Source organism: Acinetobacter sp. X9, assembly GCF_054889255.1.
Genome location: NZ_CM142679.1, coordinates 1,020,313 through 1,037,980, shown reverse-complemented (window position 1 = coordinate 1,037,980; position 17,668 = coordinate 1,020,313). Strand labels below are relative to the sequence as shown.

Below are 17,668 nucleotides of genomic sequence, written 5' to 3'. Positions count from 1 at the left end.
AACATAATAGTTACTTAAAAAGGCCATAAACAACAATAACTTCGCAATGTCTCACATTTAGTAATAAAAGTATAAAAAAATTAACATTATAAGAAGGTAGCCATAGCTCACATGCAACAGCAACAAAAGAACCCTGGAAGAACACTCGTCTTATGGATTATCGCAGCTCATCTATTTATGGGTATAGTGGCGTATGAGTGGTTGCCTGTAAGTTTTAGAGGAAGCTGGATCTTTATTCTTATTCTTTTAATTTCTGGAGCTTTTTTACAAGTTGGCGCATCTTTAATTGTGGGCTTAGTCGCTTTTATCGGTGTTGCAGTATATTTTCTACTCGACTTAGGAGCTCAGACACATATTGAACGTCAGCTTCTTTTACTTTTTATTATTCCCCTCATTCCTCTTTTTCTGAGTGCTGTTCGCCATAATATTGAAATTAACGTTCAAAAATACCGCGATATTCAAAGTTATGACCGTAATTATCGCCGTGATATTTTCCCGCTTAGTGCACTCAAGTATTTCCAACGTAGTTTCTTTAAGCTTCTTGATCATCATAACATACAAGACTATGAAGTCTTTGAAATTAGAATTCTCAACCGAAGCTTAATTAAAGAAATGTTAGGCGACGATGTGTGGAAAACAACTCAAAATGAGATGATCAAAATTTTGAGTCAGCATCATCCACAAGAAATCGTTTTCCAGTTTGCTGATGATGATCTCGAAACTATATACAGTATTGTAATTCGCAAGCAAAAAATGGATGAAGAGCCTGATTTCATTAAAAAGCTTAGAGAAATTATGACCTTGCGGCTTGAAGTGGAATATAAAATTATTCAAATTCCACCTGAAGAGGAGACGACTTAATGTCTAATCTTCTTAATATTTGTGGAATTATTATTGCATCTAGTCAGTATCCTGATGCCACTTTACAGCAGTTCTATCGGCAATATTATCATTGTGAGATTAAAACTGAATACACCAAAACAGAAGTTCAAAGCACAGACGATCTTTCCATGTTTTTCCCTTATCAAGACACATGGTGGCCTGTCTTTACAATTGACCAGATCAGTTCAGATAGTTTTCAAGAGCTGATTCATAAAGGAATAAAACCCGGCATTATATTGCCAGATGAAGTTTTCAGTTTTTCTCATTATTTCTTGCTCAAAGAGGCAGTCAGCCAAGGTGCGATTCCAATTGCACTTTATAAATCAGAGCAGCCTCAATATTTTGCGGCTAAAGCCACATTTTCGACCGCAATTGGTTTACGGCCTATGGCTGCATTTGTCTCAACAGGTTGGGATGAAAACTTAATTTCACAGACCCCTGGTAGCTATATTATTCAATTTAATCCGTCACAGCTTCCTCTCCCCTCTAGAGAGATTAAGCAAAAACAGCATTTATTTTATTCGGCTAAACCTTTTAATAGTCATATTTCTGGCTATGAAATTATTATTAATCCTCCTGCCGATCTACCCACAACAAATATTCGGTATCCTCAACTGGGAATATCATGGAAATTTAATAAGATTAATTACATAAGTACGCCTGAAGAAGTAGAGACTAGTCTTATTGGCTATATTTTCATTGGGTTAAGTACTGTTGTAGTTCCACTCGATCTAATTCTCACGAGTACCTACCCAGACCTCCTTGGTACGTTTGGTAGCTATATTTCATGGATCTCCTTAGTAGTGGGGTTGCTTTTATTGGTATTGCTCATCTCGTCTATTATTAGGAGGGTTAAATCAAATGGCTCCCATTGATATTCTCTTCTTATTTGGCTTTTTAGGGATTTGGATTCCACAAGCATTTTGGGCGTGGTTAAGTTATCAAGCTTGGAAATATTCAAAAACAGCTGAAAAAGAGCTACAAAACCTTCCTATACCAGAAAGATGGCCTGTTTTGAGTGTCTTGATCCCTGCCTATAATGAAGGGGTTGTGATTGAAGATACTTTGCATGCAATTGCTCAACAAGATTACCCAGCCGAAGCATATGAAGTTTTACTTATTAATGATGGTTCAAAGGATAACACCTTAGAAATCGCCGAAAATTTGGCAAAAATTTATCCTTGCATAAAGATTGTTAATGTTCCTAAAGGAATGGGTGGTAAAGGTAAATCTAGAACGCTTAATAATGGCCTCCCCCATGCTAGAGGCGAATTGATTGTTGTTTATGATGCAGATAGTACGCCTGAACCCGACTGTGTCCGCTTGCTAGCTCAAACCCTGCTTGCCGATAAAAAATTAGTAGCCGTTAATGGAAAAGTAAGAACACGTAATTGGCAAGATAGTATTTTGACCCGATTTATCGCAATTGAGTTCATCTTTTTCCAATGGATTTTCCAAGGCGGTCGTTGGCAACGTTTTGAATTATCAACATTGATGGGTACTAACTATGTGATTTGGCGTGATGCTTTAGAAACCTTAGGTGGTTTCGATGAAAAGTCATTGGTGGATGATACTGAAATGAGTTTTAGGATTTTTATCGGCCAAAAACGAATTAAATGGGTGCCCTATGCGATTGGTTGGCAGCAAGACCCCCCATCTCTGAGTGTATTTGTGAAACAGCGCTCACGTTGGACACAAGGTAATTTTTATGTAACTCGTAAATATTTGCCCGTAGCATTAAGAACACCTTTTCCTATAGGAATTGAAATTCTAAATAACATTATGTGCTACATACTTTTTGTACCCGCTTTATTCTGGAGTCATATCACGTTAACCCTTGGGTTGCTTGATATAGCAGGTATTTCAGTTCCGGGTCCATTTACCACGTTGTGGGGACTCTCATTTTGCTTATATGTTGCACAAATGTGGTTTACCCTTTCACTCGAAAAAGTAAAACCAGAACTCTACTTTTATTCAGTTCTATCTTATGTAAGTTACTCACAAGTTTTTCTATTCATTGTATTTAAAGCCGCATATGACATGCTTAAAAATAAAATACAGGGTAATTCCCTTCAATGGTACAAAACGGAACGTAGCAAGGAGAAAAAATAAATGAAAAAGACTTTTGATCTCTACAACACAGCTCAAGTGCTCCTTGCCAGCACCAGTCTTATGCTCGCCATGTCTGCTCATGCTTACACATGGAAATTGGACGACATTAGTACTTCTACTAAATACACAGTCGAGCCTCATTTTTTCTATATTGGCAAAGGTGCCCAGTGGCAAAACATTCAATTTTCAAGTGATTATTCCACTGAAAGTGATACAACTTTACTTGTAAAATATGATGACAAACTCATTTATAACACTACGCTAAGTGGGGATGGTCAAGTCAAATTTGATATTCCAGCAAGTCAGAGTGGCTTTCATCGTTTAGATTTTATTATTCAACAGTATGCTAAACCAACTACACGGAATCAAACCAAAGAAACATTCTGTACAGAAGATATTGATCACTTAACTTATTTAAGCAATTCCCAACTCGACTTTACGCCTATCCGTAATGTATACCGTTTAAAAGACTTACCAGATGCTTTAGCTAATCCACAAGCGAGACGGCCTACTCCGTTTGTTGGTATTTTAAAATATAACCGTAAAGAGATTATAGAAGCTTCAATGCTGGCTAGATTAGCAAGTTCATGGACTTCAATCACGCCAATTGAATGGGTTGATTCAGGACAAACTAATTTAAATGATGAAACAAATTTTATTATTGAAGTGATTCGCTCAGCTACGCCACTTAAAGGGGGAGCTTTAGTACAAATCGCAAAACCAGCAGATGGAGTGGCTACTCTTTCAATTACTTATCACACCCCACAAGAACTCACTGCTGCCATAAATGGATTAATTAATCCTTCATACGTAGAGCAACTTGATACAGGAAGTGCAATTTTCCCCACAACAATCTCCACCCCAACTTGGGCACAATTTAAAAAAATCAATACACTTGCCGATTTAGGCATTGAGGACTTCAGATTAAATCATGCTGAAAAGAACTTATTCCTTGATTTCCCTGCAGTATGGCAACCAACCGATATCTTGCAAGGGCAAATTGCACTTCGTATTCAAAGTGGTTTATTGCAAGGTTCAAATATCACGGCTTGGATTGATGGAGGACTTGCTGGAAGCATGAAAACAGCCGACCTTGCTTCCGATCCTGTAAACCGACAATTCAACATTTTTGCAAAAGCTATTTCTAATACGACCAATTTTAGTTTAAAGCTTGAAAACTCGGTGATTGCTAACTCTCAGTGTTTACCCACTGCACATGGTTCGCTCTGGATTGATACAGCCAAGTCTACTGTAAAGCTACCTCATAAACTCAAAAATGGTGTAGCCGCAATTTCAATGACTTTAGCAACGACTCCGACAATTGCGATTGATGATCAATCTGGTGCATTAAATATCGCTATTGTATTAGGCCAAACCGCGAAAAAAATGCTTTTAACACAAGCACCAATGCCTCTCAACCTAATCCGTTATTCACCAAGCGCGCCACAATCCGTAAATGTCCGCGTTAACAAAGATATTTATCAACAACAAGTACTAATGCATCAGGATATTATTTATGCTCCTGCTGCCCAAAATGGTTTTATTGTCAGTTATAACAATAACCGCTTTGATGTGATTACCGACTCACAAGGTGGCGCACAAACTTTTATGCACCTTTGGGAAAAAATACAACATAAAATTCCAAACAACGTGACAAAAATGCTGGTTTCAGAAAATGGAAATATTTATGTTTTACAAAAACTCATTGTCGGAAATCAAAAGGCGCCTCTAGTCCAACAGTCTTCTTTCTTCTTACTAGTTGTGATTATCTCTGCAATTATGATAATAATTATCTTCTTGTGGTACTGGTTAAGACGAAATAATGAGAAAACAGATACCAATTAAAATAGCTGCTTTTATTATTTTAATTATATGTAGTGTCATTGGATATGCGGGGCTTTTCAAACATCAAGGTCAAGCCCCTCATATTGAAGGCATTTTCTGGCAACCTGACAATAACACGACTCCTCCAGAAGGAAATTGGCACTACTTAGGTGTCGATACATTTGTTCCCCAATGGTCTGTTGTTGAATCTAAATCTTGGTGGAAAGAATCAAATTTTCCTCAATGGGAAAAAGCTATTAATTTAGAAAAGATTAAACAAGAACCTTGGGCAAAAAATCTTATATTAGGCTTAGCTGGTGAATATAATGAACCTAAAGCTCGGGCTAATGTCATTGAGTTAGGTGAAAAATCTGCCCAAATTATAAAAGAACAAAAAACAGCATTTAAAGGTTATTACTTTCCAGTAGAAGCAGATCCAACTTGGCTACGAGTTAGTGCTTTAGGTCATGTATTGTCTAAACTTCCTGCACCAGTCTGGGTGAGTATTTATAGTGGCGAAACTGAGCCTGAAAATTATGATTTGTGGGTTAAAAGCTGGCTACCTAACCATAGTGGAGTTTTTTTCCAAGATGGCGTTGGTGTTGGCGTTCGATCACCTAAACAGGCCAAACATATTTTAGATCAGCTTGAAGATAAACTTGGAAAAGACAAAGTAATTATAGTGTTAGAAGCTTTTAGGGTAAAAAAGAATGGGCAATTTAGAGCCGCGTATCCTTGGGAAATTATTTCTCAGCTAAAAGCATATGAAGGTAAAACTGTTTATATTTTTGATGGCCCTCATTACATGAGCCGCTGGTGCGTTAATATTGTGAGCTTATGGTACCGCCTCACTTATGGTGGTATTCCTACCACCATAAATCGAGTCAAATACTAACCTTAATTCTTAGAAATCCTTATAAAAAACGAGCTCTACTCGAGTATTGTTGTAATGATCTTTCGTATTTACTGGCACATCTTTAAAGTAATTGCCATATAGTCGTTCTACACGTAATTTTATAGGTTGATAATTAAAAGGCTGCCATGAAATACCTGGGCCATATTCAAATAAATTATTGTAATACTCATCTTTACTGTCAGCTAAGCCATGCAATTTCATATACGCCTGTACAGTTCCATTCTCACCTTTATAGACATTCAGACCCGTGCGTAATCTCAAATCACCAATAACGTTATAATCTTCTCTAGAATAAGTTGCTGCATTGCCATATAAATCAGTGAAGTAATCATTAAAGCAAAGTGGCTGATTACAACTATTTTGAGAATACCACTCCTGATAACCTGTCACCCCACCGACAACACTTTCACGAAACTTATCTCTATTTCGATCAATTAGATCATAGCTTCCACCTACTTCTAAATACATGCGCACAGGTATAGAAGTCCAAGGTTGATAATTAGCGCCTACACCTAGAGTTACTGCATTTTCATCAATAATTTCAGGTCGTACACCACCTTGAGATTGAGTATCGCGGTTTAGATTTAAAAAGCCATACACCTGCGCTCGACCATTATCGAGGTTCTTACCATAGCGAGCTTTAAGTGGGAAAATTACATCGTCGTAACGTGATTCATATGAAGGCGCAAAATACACATCACGGAAATAAGTTTTGACCTCTCCTCCACTCAGATTTTTTACAGCCTGTGTCGCTTTAGTCGCAATATCAGCATCTTTAGACTGGGTAAGCTCCTTAAAAACCACCAGAGCCTCTTTGTTATTTTTTTGAGAATTCAGTAGATAGGCTTCTTGGAGTTTTAAATTATCATCTGCTGGATCTAATGCCTCTGCTTTTCTCAGACTTTGCAAAGCTGCATCTTGTTTCCCCAGTCGAATCTGTAAATAAGTTAAGCTTTTCCAAACTTTGATATCTTGTGGCGTCATCTCTCCAAGTTCTAATAATAACTTCTCGGCATTTTCAGGTTGAGTCTTCTCAATTTTATAAAATTGATCCCATTTATCATAAATTGGGTTTCCAGGTTTGTATTCTTGATTAACAATCTCTTGCGCAAAACTAGTCTCAATACTTAAGAGGCATAAAGCTGGACAGATCGAACCAATAACGATAAAGGAACGGGTTATAGATTTTATTGTTTTGCTATTCATTGGGACCTCTAAAGTAAAGTAGATAGAATGCTTGCGTAGCAATCAAATTAAAATTTAATCAATAAGTATTATAATTAAACCCATAAATGACACTGTTTTATATAAGTAGATGAGTTCTTTAAATTGTTCATTTTATCTCCTTTAATATGATGTTTTAAAAAGTTCTTATCTGTTTGTTTTTCCTATAATGACACATTTTTTAATCGTATTATTGTAAATAATCTTATAGGATAAGATAAAAATTTATAACTACAAATAGGAGAAAACATGTCCTTTTCTCAACATCCAGAACATCATTTTATTCACCGCTCAGGGTGGTTAAGGGCGGCCGTTTTAGGGGCAAATGATGGAATTATTTCTGTTACTAGTCTAATTATGGGAATGGCTGCAAGTGGGGCTTCTGCTCATACACTTCTTATTGCATGTATTGCTGGTTTAATTTCCGGTGCAACCTCTATGGCTGCAGGAGAATATATTTCAGTAAAATCACAAGAAGATATTGAAAAAGCCGACTTAAAATTTGAAGAACAAGAACTTAAAAAGCATCCGCAGCGTGAACTGGACGAACTCACTCAAATTTATATATCCAGAGGCTTAGCACCTGATTTAGCGCTACAAGTTGCTACTGAACTTACAAATCATGATGCATTAGGGGCTCACGCGCGTGATGAAATAGGTATTCATGAAAATACCGCAGCAAATCCTATTCAAGCCGCATTAGCTTCAGCTGGCTCATTTTCATTTGGGGCATTGTTTCCTATGCTGGCTATTTTACTCAGTCCAGAGATATGGATCGAAAAAACAGTCTTAATATTTGGCATTATTTCATTAGCCTTTTTAGGAGCGCTATCAAGTCATTTCGCGGGCACTTCTAAGCTTAAAGGGAGCCTACGCATTACCTTGTGGGGAATTTTAGCGATGGGCTTTTCAAGCTGGATCGGCTCTTTATTTCATGTTACTCCACTTTAAAAAATCAGAACTTATCAATGTTTAAGAACTAAATATTTAAAAACTAAATGCCCAATATTATTTGCTCTTGGTTCGGTTTTCACGCTATGGTGAATAGAAAGAAATGAGGTGAATAAAATGGACCTATTACAACAACTTGAAATTAAACATCCAATTTTTCTTGCCCCTATGGCAGGTGTATCTACACCTGAACTTGCAGCAGAAGTTTCTAATCAGGGTGGTCTTGGGTCCTTAGGTCTAGGTGCAAATACAGCGCAAAGTGCACGTGAACAGATTTTAAAAACCCAAACACTTACAGAAAAATCATTTCAGGTTAATTTTTTCTGTCATCAACCCGAACAACTTAACCTTCAAACTTCTGCTCAGTGGATTGAATATTTACGCCCACAATTTGAAAATTTCGGAGAACAGCCTCCTCAAAACTTAAACTGTATTTATCCAAGTTTTCTTGATAACGATGATTTTCTAAATGTCGTATTAGAAACCAAACCTAAAGCGGTCAGTTTTCATTTTGGCATTCCCCATCCTCATCAAATTCAGGCATTAAAAGATGCCGGAATTATTACGATGGTGTCTGCTACCAACTTAGTTGAAGCACAAGCCATTGAAACGGCTGGTATAGATATTATTATTGCTCAAGGGATTGAAGCAGGCGGACATCGTGGAATCTTTAATAAAGCCTTTGATGCAGCAATTAAAACGAGCGATTTAGTACACCTTATTGTCAAGCATTGCAAACAGCCTGTGGTAGCCGCAGGCGGAATTATGAATGGAGCACAGGCACGGCATATGTTGAGCTTAGGAGCTGTTGCTGTTCAACTCGGAACAGCATTTGTGCAATGCCATACATCAAATGCATCTGCCGAGTATCGTAAAGCTTTATTTAATGAACCTGTAACACAAATCAGCGCCAGTCTTTCTGGGCGTCCAGCCCGTGGCCTGCTCAACCATTGGCATACACAAATTGATCTACCAAGTCGCCCTCCTCAACCCGAATATCCATATGCATACGATCTAGCCAAGCAATTAAATGCCATTGCAAGCAAGAATAAAGACTATGGCTTCGGTGCTTTTTGGGCGGGTAGTAATGTCTCTCAAATACGAGAGCTAGATGCTGCTGATCTGGTTAACCAGTTAGTTGTAGAAATGCTAGAAGATGAGTAAATCTTAAAAAGCCAGTAATCATATACTGGCTTTTTATTTAATGGGTTTCTAGTAAGTTAACCTGCTCAACCTGAACATCACTCATCAAATTGCCTTCAGCTAATAACTCATTAAAATAGTTTTCGACCACTAATGCTTGTTCAGCAGTGCTTTCAACTTTATACATATTTTGGCGAAATTCGTTACTTGAGCGTAAACCTTTTGTGTACCAAGCAATGTGTTTGCGGGCAATACGGCAGCCAGAGTATTCACCATAAAATTGATAAAGTTCTGATAAATGTCCTAGTAACACCTGCTTCACCTCTTCAATATTAGGTGCAGCCAAATGTTCACCAGTTTTTAAATAATGAGCAATTTCACGAAAAATCCATGGTCGACCTTGAGCAGCTCGACCAATCATAATTGCATCTGCCCCAGTATAGTCGAGTACATATTTTGCTTTTTCAGGACTATCAATATCACCGTTCGCAATAAGTGGAATATTGATTAATTCTTTAACATGTTTGATCAAATCATAACGTGCTGTATTTAGATACATGTCTTCACGGGTGCGACCATGTAAAGCCAGTGCAGCAATCCCCGCTTCTTCTGCCCTTTTTGCTACTCTTAAAATATTTTCCTGACCATTTAAAAAGCCCAAACGGGTTTTCAAAGTCACAGGAACATCAACAGCAGCAACAACCGCATCAAGAATTCGAGCCACTAAGTCTTCATCTTGTAATAACGCTGAACCAGCGAGCTTATTACATACTTTCTTGGCAGGACATCCCATATTAATATCAACAATTTGTGCGCCATTTGCTACTTGATAGCGTGCAGCCTCTGCCAATTGCTCAGGATCAGAGCCTGCAATTTGAGCAGAGATCGGAGCGAGCTCACCATCAAAGTTCGCACGGTAGAGGCTCTTTTTGCTCATCCGCAAAGTTTTATCAGCAGTCATCATTTCACTGACTGCATGGCCTGCGCCAAAATACTTGCAGAGTGTTCTAAATGGACGGTCAGTTACTCCCGCCATAGGAGCAACAATTAAATTATTTGACAGTTGATAGGGACCAATATACATATATATTCATACAATTGATGATCAACATAGTATACTTCATCCGCTTAATCGGCTCATCTTTTTATGCAGGTGCTTTCCTCGCCATGAACAAACCGTTGTCTTCCCGTTTTTTATTAAAATCATTCGGCATGGCTGCCGTATGCATGAGTTTAGCTGCTTGTGGTGATAAAGCTTGGTGGTCAAACAATGATGAGCCTGAACTAGAAAGCCAACAGATTAAACGTCTAATTCCATCACGTGTGCATGACCGTGAATCATGGGCTAAAGATATTGATGACATTATGAAAGACTTGGATATTCCTAAAACCAAAAAAAATGTCTGTAGTATTGTAGCTGTAGTGGATCAGGAATCCAACTTTGTTGCCAACCCTCAGGTGCCTGGGTTAGGACAAAAGGCAGTTGAAGAAGTTAGTACACGTTTAAATGAAAAATTTGAAGATAAGCTTGGCAAAACCGTTGGTGGAACAATTGCTGGTTATTTTGAAGAAGTTCTAAGAACTCAGCCCTCTCCTGATAATAACTATATGAGTCAAATGCGTAAGGTTAAAACCGAGAAAGAACTCGACTTACTTTACCGAGAAATTTTCGACTTCATGGCTAAACACTATCATGTGAGTGCCTTAACTGGTGCAGCCAAATTGGTTGGTCAAGATATTGGCGAGAAAATGAACCCTATTACGACTTTGGGCTCAATGCAAGTTCATATTAATTATGCGAAAGCCAATAAGCGTTCGAGTATGAGTACTGCTGCGCTCCGCGATGACCTATATACTGAATACGGTGGTTTATATTACGGCATACATCGTTTAATGGTTTATCCTGCAGACTACGATAAAGCCATTTATCGTTTTGCGGATTATAACTCTGGTATGTACTCTAGCCGTAATGCAGCTTTTCAAAAAATGCTAAAAGAACTTACCGATAAAGATATAAGTCTTGATGGCGATCTACTTCTTTATACAAAAGATGGTGATCCACGCGCAGCTCAAAGCGAGTCAGAAAAAGAGCTGATTACGGTATTTGCAAAAAATAATGTATTGGTTACGCCAAGACAAATTCGTGATGATCTTAAATTAGAAAAAGAGAAAAAGTTTGAAAGTACTCAAACTTATATTGCGCTGACTAAACTTTATAAATCAAAAACTGGCAAAGAACCGCTCTATGCAATTATGCCTCAAGTGGTGATTTCCGGGCCTAAATTAAGTCGTGATTATAATACCAATTGGTATGCAACCCGCGTAAACGGACGATATGAAACATGTATGCAACGAGCGAAACGAATAAGACTATAAAAAGTCTCGCCCTGTTCGATTTTGATGGAACCTTGTGTAGTAAAGATAGTTTTACAGGGTTTATCTTTTATGCTTTATCTAAGCGTCACATTGTTAAGCAAGGCTTGAAAATTCTGCCATGGATTCAAGCCTACTATCTTAACTTTTATCCTGCCCATGCTATGCGTGCCAAGTTATTCCGTAGCATGTTTAAAAATACGCCTGCAATTGAATTACAAAAATTAGGTGAAGAATACGCACAAGAGTTAGTCTCTGCGCTTTCGCCTGAAATTTTTAATCAGTTACAACACCATCAATTGCGTGGTGATCAGGTCGTATTAGTTTCAGCCTCAATTGATGTCTATCTTGCTCCACTTTGCAAGTTACTAGATATCGAGTTGATTTGTACCGAAACTCAAATTAAAAACGGCATGATGACGGGTTACTATTCCACTCCAGACTGTAGTAGTGAACAAAAGAAGTTAAGAATACATCAGCAATATACGCTACAGCATTACCACCAGATTTATGCTTATGGTAATAGCTCGGAAGACTTAGACATGCTCAGTCTCGCCACACATCCATATATGGTAGGTGAAGACCGTGTTTTACCTCGTTTAACACCAGAAAAAAGCTCGCTTAAAGCGAGCTTTTTTATTTGAGTAAAACTTAATAAATTGCCATATGATCACGGTGAATCATTTCAAGTGAACGAGCTTCACCAAGCACTTGATAAACCTTATCTGAGGCTAAGCCTTTAATAATTTCGGCTGATCGTGAGCTAAAGTTCACTCGACCTACCGCAATACGTTTACCTTGTTTATCGACACATTCAACCACATCACCCCGATCAAAATGTCCTTCAACATTTTTAACTCCAACAGGGAGTAAACTGCGATGCTTCAATTTAATCGCTTCAACAGCACCATCATCAATCACAAGACGGCCTGCCGTTTGTAAATGAGCAGCGAGCCACTGTTGATGAGCAGTCATGCGGTCTTTATCTGTAGTAAACAAAGTGCCTAGCATCTCACCTGCCATCGCACGTGATAAGACATTATCACTTTCGCCACTCGCGATGAGGGTTGGGCAGCCCGATTTAGCAGCTAAACGCGCAGCACGAACTTTAGTGACCATCCCACCTCGCCCAAGCACACCACCACCGCCGGCCATATCGAATAAATCATCATCCATAGCACGAACAGTAGAGAGTAATTTAGCATCAGGATTATGACGCGGATCTGAGTCAAACATACCTTGCTGATCGGTTAAAATGATCAGCAATTCTGCATGAACCTGACCTGCCACCATAGCAGCTAAGGTATCATTATCACCAAAACGGATCTCATCGGTAGACACCGTGTCATTTTCATTAATGACAGGAATCACACGCCAATCAATCAAGTTTTGCAGAGCATCACACGAGTTCAGATAACGACGGCGATCTGCCAAATCATCATGAGTCAATAAAACCTGAGCAGTACGAATACCGTGGTTTTCCAGCACACTAGACCAAGTATGAATTAAGCCCATCTGCCCAATTGCTGCACAGGCTTGTAGACTGGGTAGATCGGTGGGTCGACTCGCAAGCTTCATACGGACCATACCTTCTGCTACAGCTCCTGATGACACTAAAATAATCTCGTGTCCGGCATTGTGCAGATCTGCAATCTGTTTCGCCCAATGCGAAATAGCATCTAGATCTAGACCTTGCCCATTAGCTGTAAGTAAAGATGATCCGATTTTAACAACGATTCGTTTACACTCACTGAGCTGACGTTGCCCATCGACCACTTCTATCATGTTTCCCTCGGTTTTCTAGTCACGAACGTAGATGACTTCTACATCATTGTCGTCTTCATCATCGTCAAAATCATCATCATCGTCCATCATGCTTTCGAGACGCTGTGCTCGACGCATTGCACGATATGCTTCTTTTGCCGCAATGGTTTGTTCACGTGTTTCAACTTCTAGTTGTTCACGGAAAGCTCTTACTTCTGCTGCATATTCAGGATCTTCAACTTCGCGTTCACGTTGTTGTTCAATCTGATCCATCAGGTAATACACAACTTCTTTTGTACCTTCGCTTAATAAGCCCGATGTCTTAAAGACAGGTCCAGTCCACTCTAGTTCATCTAGAATGTGCTGACACCACTCTTCGCGGCTTTCTTCAGCAATCTGATCAAGTTTATTGAGTACTAAAACAACTGGTAATTTAGCCAAAGTTGGTGAGAACTTAGCCAACTCATTCATAATCGCTTTTGCATTATGCGCTGGATCTGAACCATCAATTGGTTGTACATCAATAATGTGTAAAAGAATACGAGTACGTGCCAAATGTTTAAGGAAGCGAATTCCTAAACCAGCACCTTCTGCTGCACCCGCGATTAACCCAGGAATATCGGCCATTACAAATGAACGATGGCGGTCAGCATCGACTACACCCAAGTTTGGAACCATGGTTGTAAATGGATAATCTGCCACTTTTGGTTTTGCAGCACTTACAGCACGAATGAAAGTAGATTTACCGGCATTTGGCATACCCAGCAAACCAACATCTGCCAATACTTTTAATTCAAGACGAATTTCGCGGAACTCACCTTTTGTACCAGTCGTACATTTACGCGGTGCACGGTTAGTTGATGATTTAAAGTGAGTGTTACCTAAACCACCTTCACCACCACCAGCAACCAGAATTCTTTGGCCGTCTTCAACCAAATCGCCAATAATATCGCCTGAATCTGTATCAACAATTGTTGTACCAACGGGTACTTTTAAAACCACATCTTCACCACCACGTCCAGTACAGTTCGCACCTGCACCGTTTTTTCCACGCTCAGCACGGAATTTACGTGTGTAACGGTAATCGACTAGCGTACTTGTATCATCATCAGCTTGAATATAGATACTTCCACCACGTCCGCCATCACCACCATCTGGGCCACCAAATGGTACAAATTTTTCACGGCGAAAACTGGCTACGCCATTGCCACCGTCGCCAGCCTCTACGGTAATGACTGCTTCATCAACAAAGCGCATCTGCCAATCCTCTAAAAACTCTAAAACCGCCTATTCTGCCATATTTTCATAAAATTCTCGAATAGAAAATGGAACAATTCCATTTATAACGATCTGTTTTATCTTTAATCCAGCAGATGCTTTTAGTTTTGCAAATAGTATCCTTATAAAAAATAAAATTTAGCCAATTTATTTAATTATCAAGGATGAACATTGCGCAGAGGTAAGGTCATTTGCATATCAAGATTTGCTTTTGTTTTTGGCACAGAATTATACATGATGGCATTAAATGAAGAGACATTCCCCATTTCCATAGGATCATTTACGTTTAGGCTTGGTTTAAACTGATGTTTCACCGATAAATTTACGGGTTCATCGAATTCAAAATAAACTGGACCATCAAAAACAATTTTAACGGGAACGGTATAACTACGTTTTAAATTAAAAGGCACATCTAATTTAATAGGGATATCTAATTTAAGTGGAAATTTTGGTAAAAACTTACTTTGATAAACCAAGTCTGTGGTGGTTTCTAAAGGCATAACCTGATCAATTTTTAGAGTCGTTGAATAATCGACACTTACCGTAATAGGTGTTTCTACAGCGAAATTTAAATCTGCCAAATATTTCCCTTTTAGGGGTAAAGTTAATTGGCGATCTATATCTAAAGTTGTATCAAGTTTACCAATAGACTGAACCTGCAAAGTATTACCAACTTGAATTTTTGTTTCTAAAGAGTCAGGTAAACTAATATCGGCATTATGAGCCGAAACGACTAAATTTGCTTGAATATTGAGATACACCCAAAACATAATAGCGGCAAGTATCATCATTAAAAAGAAACTGATTAACATACTCTTGAGTGAACGAAACATTAGCATCCACCCTATTGATCAGCTGTCTTTTGTGATGTTTCTGAACCTAATACTCGATTTAATCGCATAGTGGACAGAGGAATCTTTAACTCACCATTTGCAATCTTAACAGGCAGAGTATTTTTTACATCAACCGAAGCATTTAATGCAGTTTTAACAGGTACATTTAAATTCCCTTCAATTGGGATATTCGTGTCTAATCTAGCTTTTAAAGGAATATTTAGATTTTCTTTTAATACCGTGCGTACTGGAGCATCAAATTTTAAATGAACCTTTTGCTCAAGCGGGACATTAATATCAATTGGCACATCAAGTTTTAATGGAATTGTCCCTTTTAATGGCAACGTAATATCACGCCCCAAAACACGCACCTGAACCTTGGTATCAATTGGTAGATTTTGCTCAACTTTTAATGTTTCTTTGACTGGAATGGTTGTACTAATCGGCACCATATTATCGAAGTAAACACGCGGAGTTAATGTTTGTGTTAAAGGAATATTCAGTTTCTCATCAATTGGAATACTGGCATTTACGCGCCCCTTTACATCTACATTTAAAGCATCTTGTACTTTAACCTTAACCTGTAGAGGCTCTTGTAAATCAATAGCAACTGCCTGATTTTTCAGTGGAATATAAATATTAAAGTGCTTAAATACCCATATTGCAATGAGTACACCACATAAATTGGCAATAATGATGAATACAAAAACGACCAACAAACGTTTAAACTGCGACAATTCCTATCCCTTACTATTTTCTTTTTTTCCTTAATTTGTATTCTCATTTATTTACAAAAAATAGTCAGCATATATTTTGTACGGTTGTAAAAAAACCCAGTCTAAACTGGGTCTTTTTGTGAAAATATTTTATAGATCGTTAAATGATCTTAAGCATTCAATTCTGCTGGGATTTTTTTGTAGCTTACGCCGCACATTTGTTCAGCAATACGTAATACCTGACAGCTATAACCAACTTCGTTATCGTACCAAACGTAAGCAGTTAAACGGTTACCAGAAGTAATCGTTGCTTGAGCATCGTATACACCTGCTGTACGAGAACCGATAAAGTCACTCGATACAACTTCAGTCGAGTTGGTATAACCAATTTGACCTTGAAGGTTAGAGTTAATCGAAATTTGACGAATGTATTCGTTCACTTCTTCACGATCAACTTCTTTATCAAGTGTTAAGTTCAAGATTGCAAGAGATACGTTTGGTGTAGGAACACGTACAGAGTTACCAGTTAATTTACCTTTCAATGCAGGTAATGCTTTAGCAACCGCTTTAGCTGCACCAGTCTCTGTAATTACCATGTTCAAAGTAGCAGCACGGCCACGACGATCTGCTTTATGGTAGTTATCGATTAAGTTCTGGTCATTTGTAAATGAGTGAACAGTTTCAACATGACCGTTAAGAACTTTATATTTGTCATCCAATACTTTAAGAATTGGAGTAATTGCATTTGTTGTACAACTTGCAGCAGAGATGATTTTGTCTTCATCTAAGATATCAGTGTTGTTTACACCAAATACAACGTTTTTCATTTCGCCTTTACTTGGTGCAGTCAATACAACACGTGCAACGCCTGGGCATTTCAAGTGTTGGCTTAGACCTTCAGCATCACGCCATTTACCAGTGTTGTCGATTAAAAGTGCATTTTCAATACCGTATTCAGTATAGTCAACTTCACTTGGGCTAGACGCATAAATCACTTTAATGAAGTTACCGTTAGCAATGATTGCTTCGTTTTCTTCATCAACAGAAATTGTACCAGCGAAAGTACCGTGAATAGAGTCACGACGAAGTAAAGAAGCACGTTTTGCCAAGTCACCGTCAGAAGACTTACGTACAACGATTGCTTTAAGGCTTAAACCACGACCTAAACCTGATTGGCTAATGATTAAACGAGCCAAGATACGACCAATACGACCAAAACCGTAAAGAACTACATCTTTAGGTTGTTCAGAAGTTGCGCTACCTTTGATTGACTCAACTGATTGAGCAACAAAAGCATCAACATCACCGCCTTTTTCTTTGTATTCGACAGCAAGTTTACCGATATCAACTTCTGCAGAACCAATATTTTCAACTTTTGCTAAAGCTTCTAAAATTGGGAATGTGTTTACAACAGAAAGTTCAACGTCTACAACACGTGTACGACGGTGAGTTTTCAAAATTTGGATAACAGAACGGTTAATTAAAGAGCGACCGTAAACAGATACGACAATATTTTTTTCACGGTATAATTGACCGATTAATGCAATCATACGTTCCGCGATTTCTTCACGGTTTTTCCAACGGCCTTGGTGTTCAGCGTGCAGGGCGATGATAGTGTCTTTGCTCACAGATACGTCCTCTAATTAATTATA

16 protein-coding genes are annotated in these 17,668 nt (G+C 38.4%); 9 read left to right on the top strand and 7 right to left on the bottom strand.

The features are described 5' to 3' along the window. Positions 1-111 precede the first annotated feature (111 nt). The 5 genes from ACYU0V_RS05010 to ACYU0V_RS04990 are packed head-to-tail and all read left to right on the top strand — an operon-like array spanning position 112 to position 5,713. Complete coding sequence (locus ACYU0V_RS05010) at positions 112-861, top strand: hypothetical protein (RefSeq protein ID WP_057070293.1); 750 nt, start codon at positions 112-114, stop codon at positions 859-861. Then, positions 861-1,757 carry a hypothetical protein gene (locus ACYU0V_RS05005; RefSeq protein WP_151282801.1) on the top strand — a complete coding sequence of 299 codons (897 nt, stop codon included), beginning with the start codon at positions 861-863 and terminating at the stop codon, positions 1,755-1,757. Before ACYU0V_RS05010 ends, ACYU0V_RS05005 begins: the two co-directional genes overlap by 1 nt. After that, positions 1,744-2,994: a glycosyltransferase family 2 protein gene (locus ACYU0V_RS05000; RefSeq protein WP_005067892.1), complete on the top strand. Its 1,251-nt coding sequence runs from the start codon at positions 1,744-1,746 to the stop codon at positions 2,992-2,994. The genes ACYU0V_RS05005 and ACYU0V_RS05000 overlap by 14 nt, the downstream gene beginning before the upstream one ends. Next, positions 2,995-4,839 (top strand): hypothetical protein, encoded by a 1,845-nt coding sequence (locus tag ACYU0V_RS04995; RefSeq protein WP_213689427.1) that lies wholly within the window; start codon positions 2,995-2,997, stop codon positions 4,837-4,839. It abuts the gene before it with no gap. Continuing rightward, entirely contained in the window at positions 4,817-5,713 is an 897-nt protein-coding gene (locus ACYU0V_RS04990) for a hypothetical protein (protein WP_213689426.1), read from the top strand. Before ACYU0V_RS04995 ends, ACYU0V_RS04990 begins: the two co-directional genes overlap by 23 nt. A 9-nt stretch (positions 5,714-5,722) precedes the next feature. On the opposite strand, the gene ACYU0V_RS04985 is transcribed toward ACYU0V_RS04990, so the two are convergent. Then, the gene (locus tag ACYU0V_RS04985) at positions 5,723-6,940 is read right to left on the bottom strand and encodes a tetratricopeptide repeat protein (RefSeq protein ID WP_213689425.1); all 1,218 of its coding nucleotides are present in this window, start codon (positions 6,938-6,940) and stop codon (positions 5,723-5,725) included. Positions 6,941-7,207: 267 nt separating this feature from the next. On the opposite strand from ACYU0V_RS04985, the gene ACYU0V_RS04980 reads away from it, so the two are divergent. Further along, on the top strand, positions 7,208-7,909 hold the full coding sequence (locus tag ACYU0V_RS04980) for a VIT1/CCC1 transporter family protein (RefSeq protein ID WP_005067876.1): 702 nt from the start codon (positions 7,208-7,210) through the stop codon (positions 7,907-7,909). Positions 7,910-8,026: 117 nt separating this feature from the next. After that, positions 8,027-9,073 carry an NAD(P)H-dependent flavin oxidoreductase gene (locus tag ACYU0V_RS04975; protein ID WP_461849280.1) on the top strand — a complete coding sequence of 349 codons (1,047 nt, stop codon included), beginning with the start codon at positions 8,027-8,029 and terminating at the stop codon, positions 9,071-9,073. Positions 9,074-9,110: 37 nt separating this feature from the next. Here the strand turns inward: ACYU0V_RS04975 and dusB are convergent, their stop codons facing one another. Beyond that, on the bottom strand, positions 9,111-10,136 hold the full coding sequence (dusB, locus tag ACYU0V_RS04970; RefSeq protein ID WP_130173508.1) for a tRNA dihydrouridine synthase DusB: 1,026 nt from the start codon (positions 10,134-10,136) through the stop codon (positions 9,111-9,113). Positions 10,137-10,219: 83 nt separating this feature from the next. Here dusB and ACYU0V_RS04965 point away from each other — a divergent pair, with 83 nt between their 5' ends. After that, positions 10,220-11,428, top strand: a complete 1,209-nt coding sequence (locus ACYU0V_RS04965; RefSeq protein ID WP_045126687.1) for a DUF1615 domain-containing protein — start codon at positions 10,220-10,222, stop codon at positions 11,426-11,428. Continuing rightward, complete coding sequence (locus ACYU0V_RS04960; protein WP_461849278.1) at positions 11,395-12,069, top strand: HAD-IB family hydrolase; 675 nt, start codon at positions 11,395-11,397, stop codon at positions 12,067-12,069. Before ACYU0V_RS04965 ends, ACYU0V_RS04960 begins: the two co-directional genes overlap by 34 nt. A 7-nt stretch (positions 12,070-12,076) precedes the next feature. Here the strand turns inward: ACYU0V_RS04960 and proB are convergent, their stop codons facing one another. The 5 genes from proB to ACYU0V_RS04935 form a co-directional block, all read right to left on the bottom strand. Beyond that, entirely contained in the window at positions 12,077-13,210 is a 1,134-nt protein-coding gene (proB, locus tag ACYU0V_RS04955; protein ID WP_002118789.1) for a glutamate 5-kinase, read from the bottom strand. 15 nt (positions 13,211-13,225) lie between these two features. Continuing rightward, positions 13,226-14,446 carry an Obg family GTPase CgtA gene (gene cgtA / locus ACYU0V_RS04950; protein WP_461849277.1) on the bottom strand — a complete coding sequence of 407 codons (1,221 nt, stop codon included), beginning with the start codon at positions 14,444-14,446 and terminating at the stop codon, positions 13,226-13,228. Between the two features lie 179 nt (positions 14,447-14,625). Next, positions 14,626-15,300: a hypothetical protein gene (locus tag ACYU0V_RS04945; protein WP_005073191.1), complete on the bottom strand. Its 675-nt coding sequence runs from the start codon at positions 15,298-15,300 to the stop codon at positions 14,626-14,628. Positions 15,301-15,311: 11 nt separating this feature from the next. Next, on the bottom strand, positions 15,312-16,037 hold the full coding sequence (locus ACYU0V_RS04940; protein WP_262451246.1) for an MFS transporter: 726 nt from the start codon (positions 16,035-16,037) through the stop codon (positions 15,312-15,314). 149 nt (positions 16,038-16,186) lie between these two features. Beyond that, positions 16,187-17,644, bottom strand: a complete 1,458-nt coding sequence (locus ACYU0V_RS04935) for a glyceraldehyde-3-phosphate dehydrogenase (protein WP_002118702.1) — start codon at positions 17,642-17,644, stop codon at positions 16,187-16,189. Positions 17,645-17,668: the final 24 nt, after the last annotated feature.

Coding starts and splice junctions, on each gene's coding strand:
- ACYU0V_RS04975 (WP_461849280.1), top strand. CDS start 8,027: ATGGACCTATTACAACAACTTGAAATTAAACATCCAATTTTTCTTGCC.
- proB (WP_002118789.1), bottom strand. CDS start 13,210: ATGATAGAAGTGGTCGATGGGCAACGTCAGCTCAGTGAGTGTAAACGA.
- ACYU0V_RS04985 (WP_213689425.1), bottom strand. CDS start 6,940: ATGAATAGCAAAACAATAAAATCTATAACCCGTTCCTTTATCGTTATT.
- dusB (WP_130173508.1), bottom strand. CDS start 10,136: ATGTATATTGGTCCCTATCAACTGTCAAATAATTTAATTGTTGCTCCT.
- ACYU0V_RS04960 (WP_461849278.1), top strand. CDS start 11,395: ATGTATGCAACGAGCGAAACGAATAAGACTATAAAAAGTCTCGCCCTG.
- ACYU0V_RS04990 (WP_213689426.1), top strand. CDS start 4,817: ATGAGAAAACAGATACCAATTAAAATAGCTGCTTTTATTATTTTAATT.
- ACYU0V_RS05005 (WP_151282801.1), top strand. CDS start 861: ATGTCTAATCTTCTTAATATTTGTGGAATTATTATTGCATCTAGTCAG.
- ACYU0V_RS05000 (WP_005067892.1), top strand. CDS start 1,744: ATGGCTCCCATTGATATTCTCTTCTTATTTGGCTTTTTAGGGATTTGG.
- ACYU0V_RS04965 (WP_045126687.1), top strand. CDS start 10,220: ATGAACAAACCGTTGTCTTCCCGTTTTTTATTAAAATCATTCGGCATG.
- ACYU0V_RS04945 (WP_005073191.1), bottom strand. CDS start 15,300: ATGTTTCGTTCACTCAAGAGTATGTTAATCAGTTTCTTTTTAATGATG.
- ACYU0V_RS05010 (WP_057070293.1), top strand. CDS start 112: ATGCAACAGCAACAAAAGAACCCTGGAAGAACACTCGTCTTATGGATT.
- cgtA (WP_461849277.1), bottom strand. CDS start 14,446: ATGCGCTTTGTTGATGAAGCAGTCATTACCGTAGAGGCTGGCGACGGT.
- ACYU0V_RS04980 (WP_005067876.1), top strand. CDS start 7,208: ATGTCCTTTTCTCAACATCCAGAACATCATTTTATTCACCGCTCAGGG.
- ACYU0V_RS04995 (WP_213689427.1), top strand. CDS start 2,995: ATGAAAAAGACTTTTGATCTCTACAACACAGCTCAAGTGCTCCTTGCC.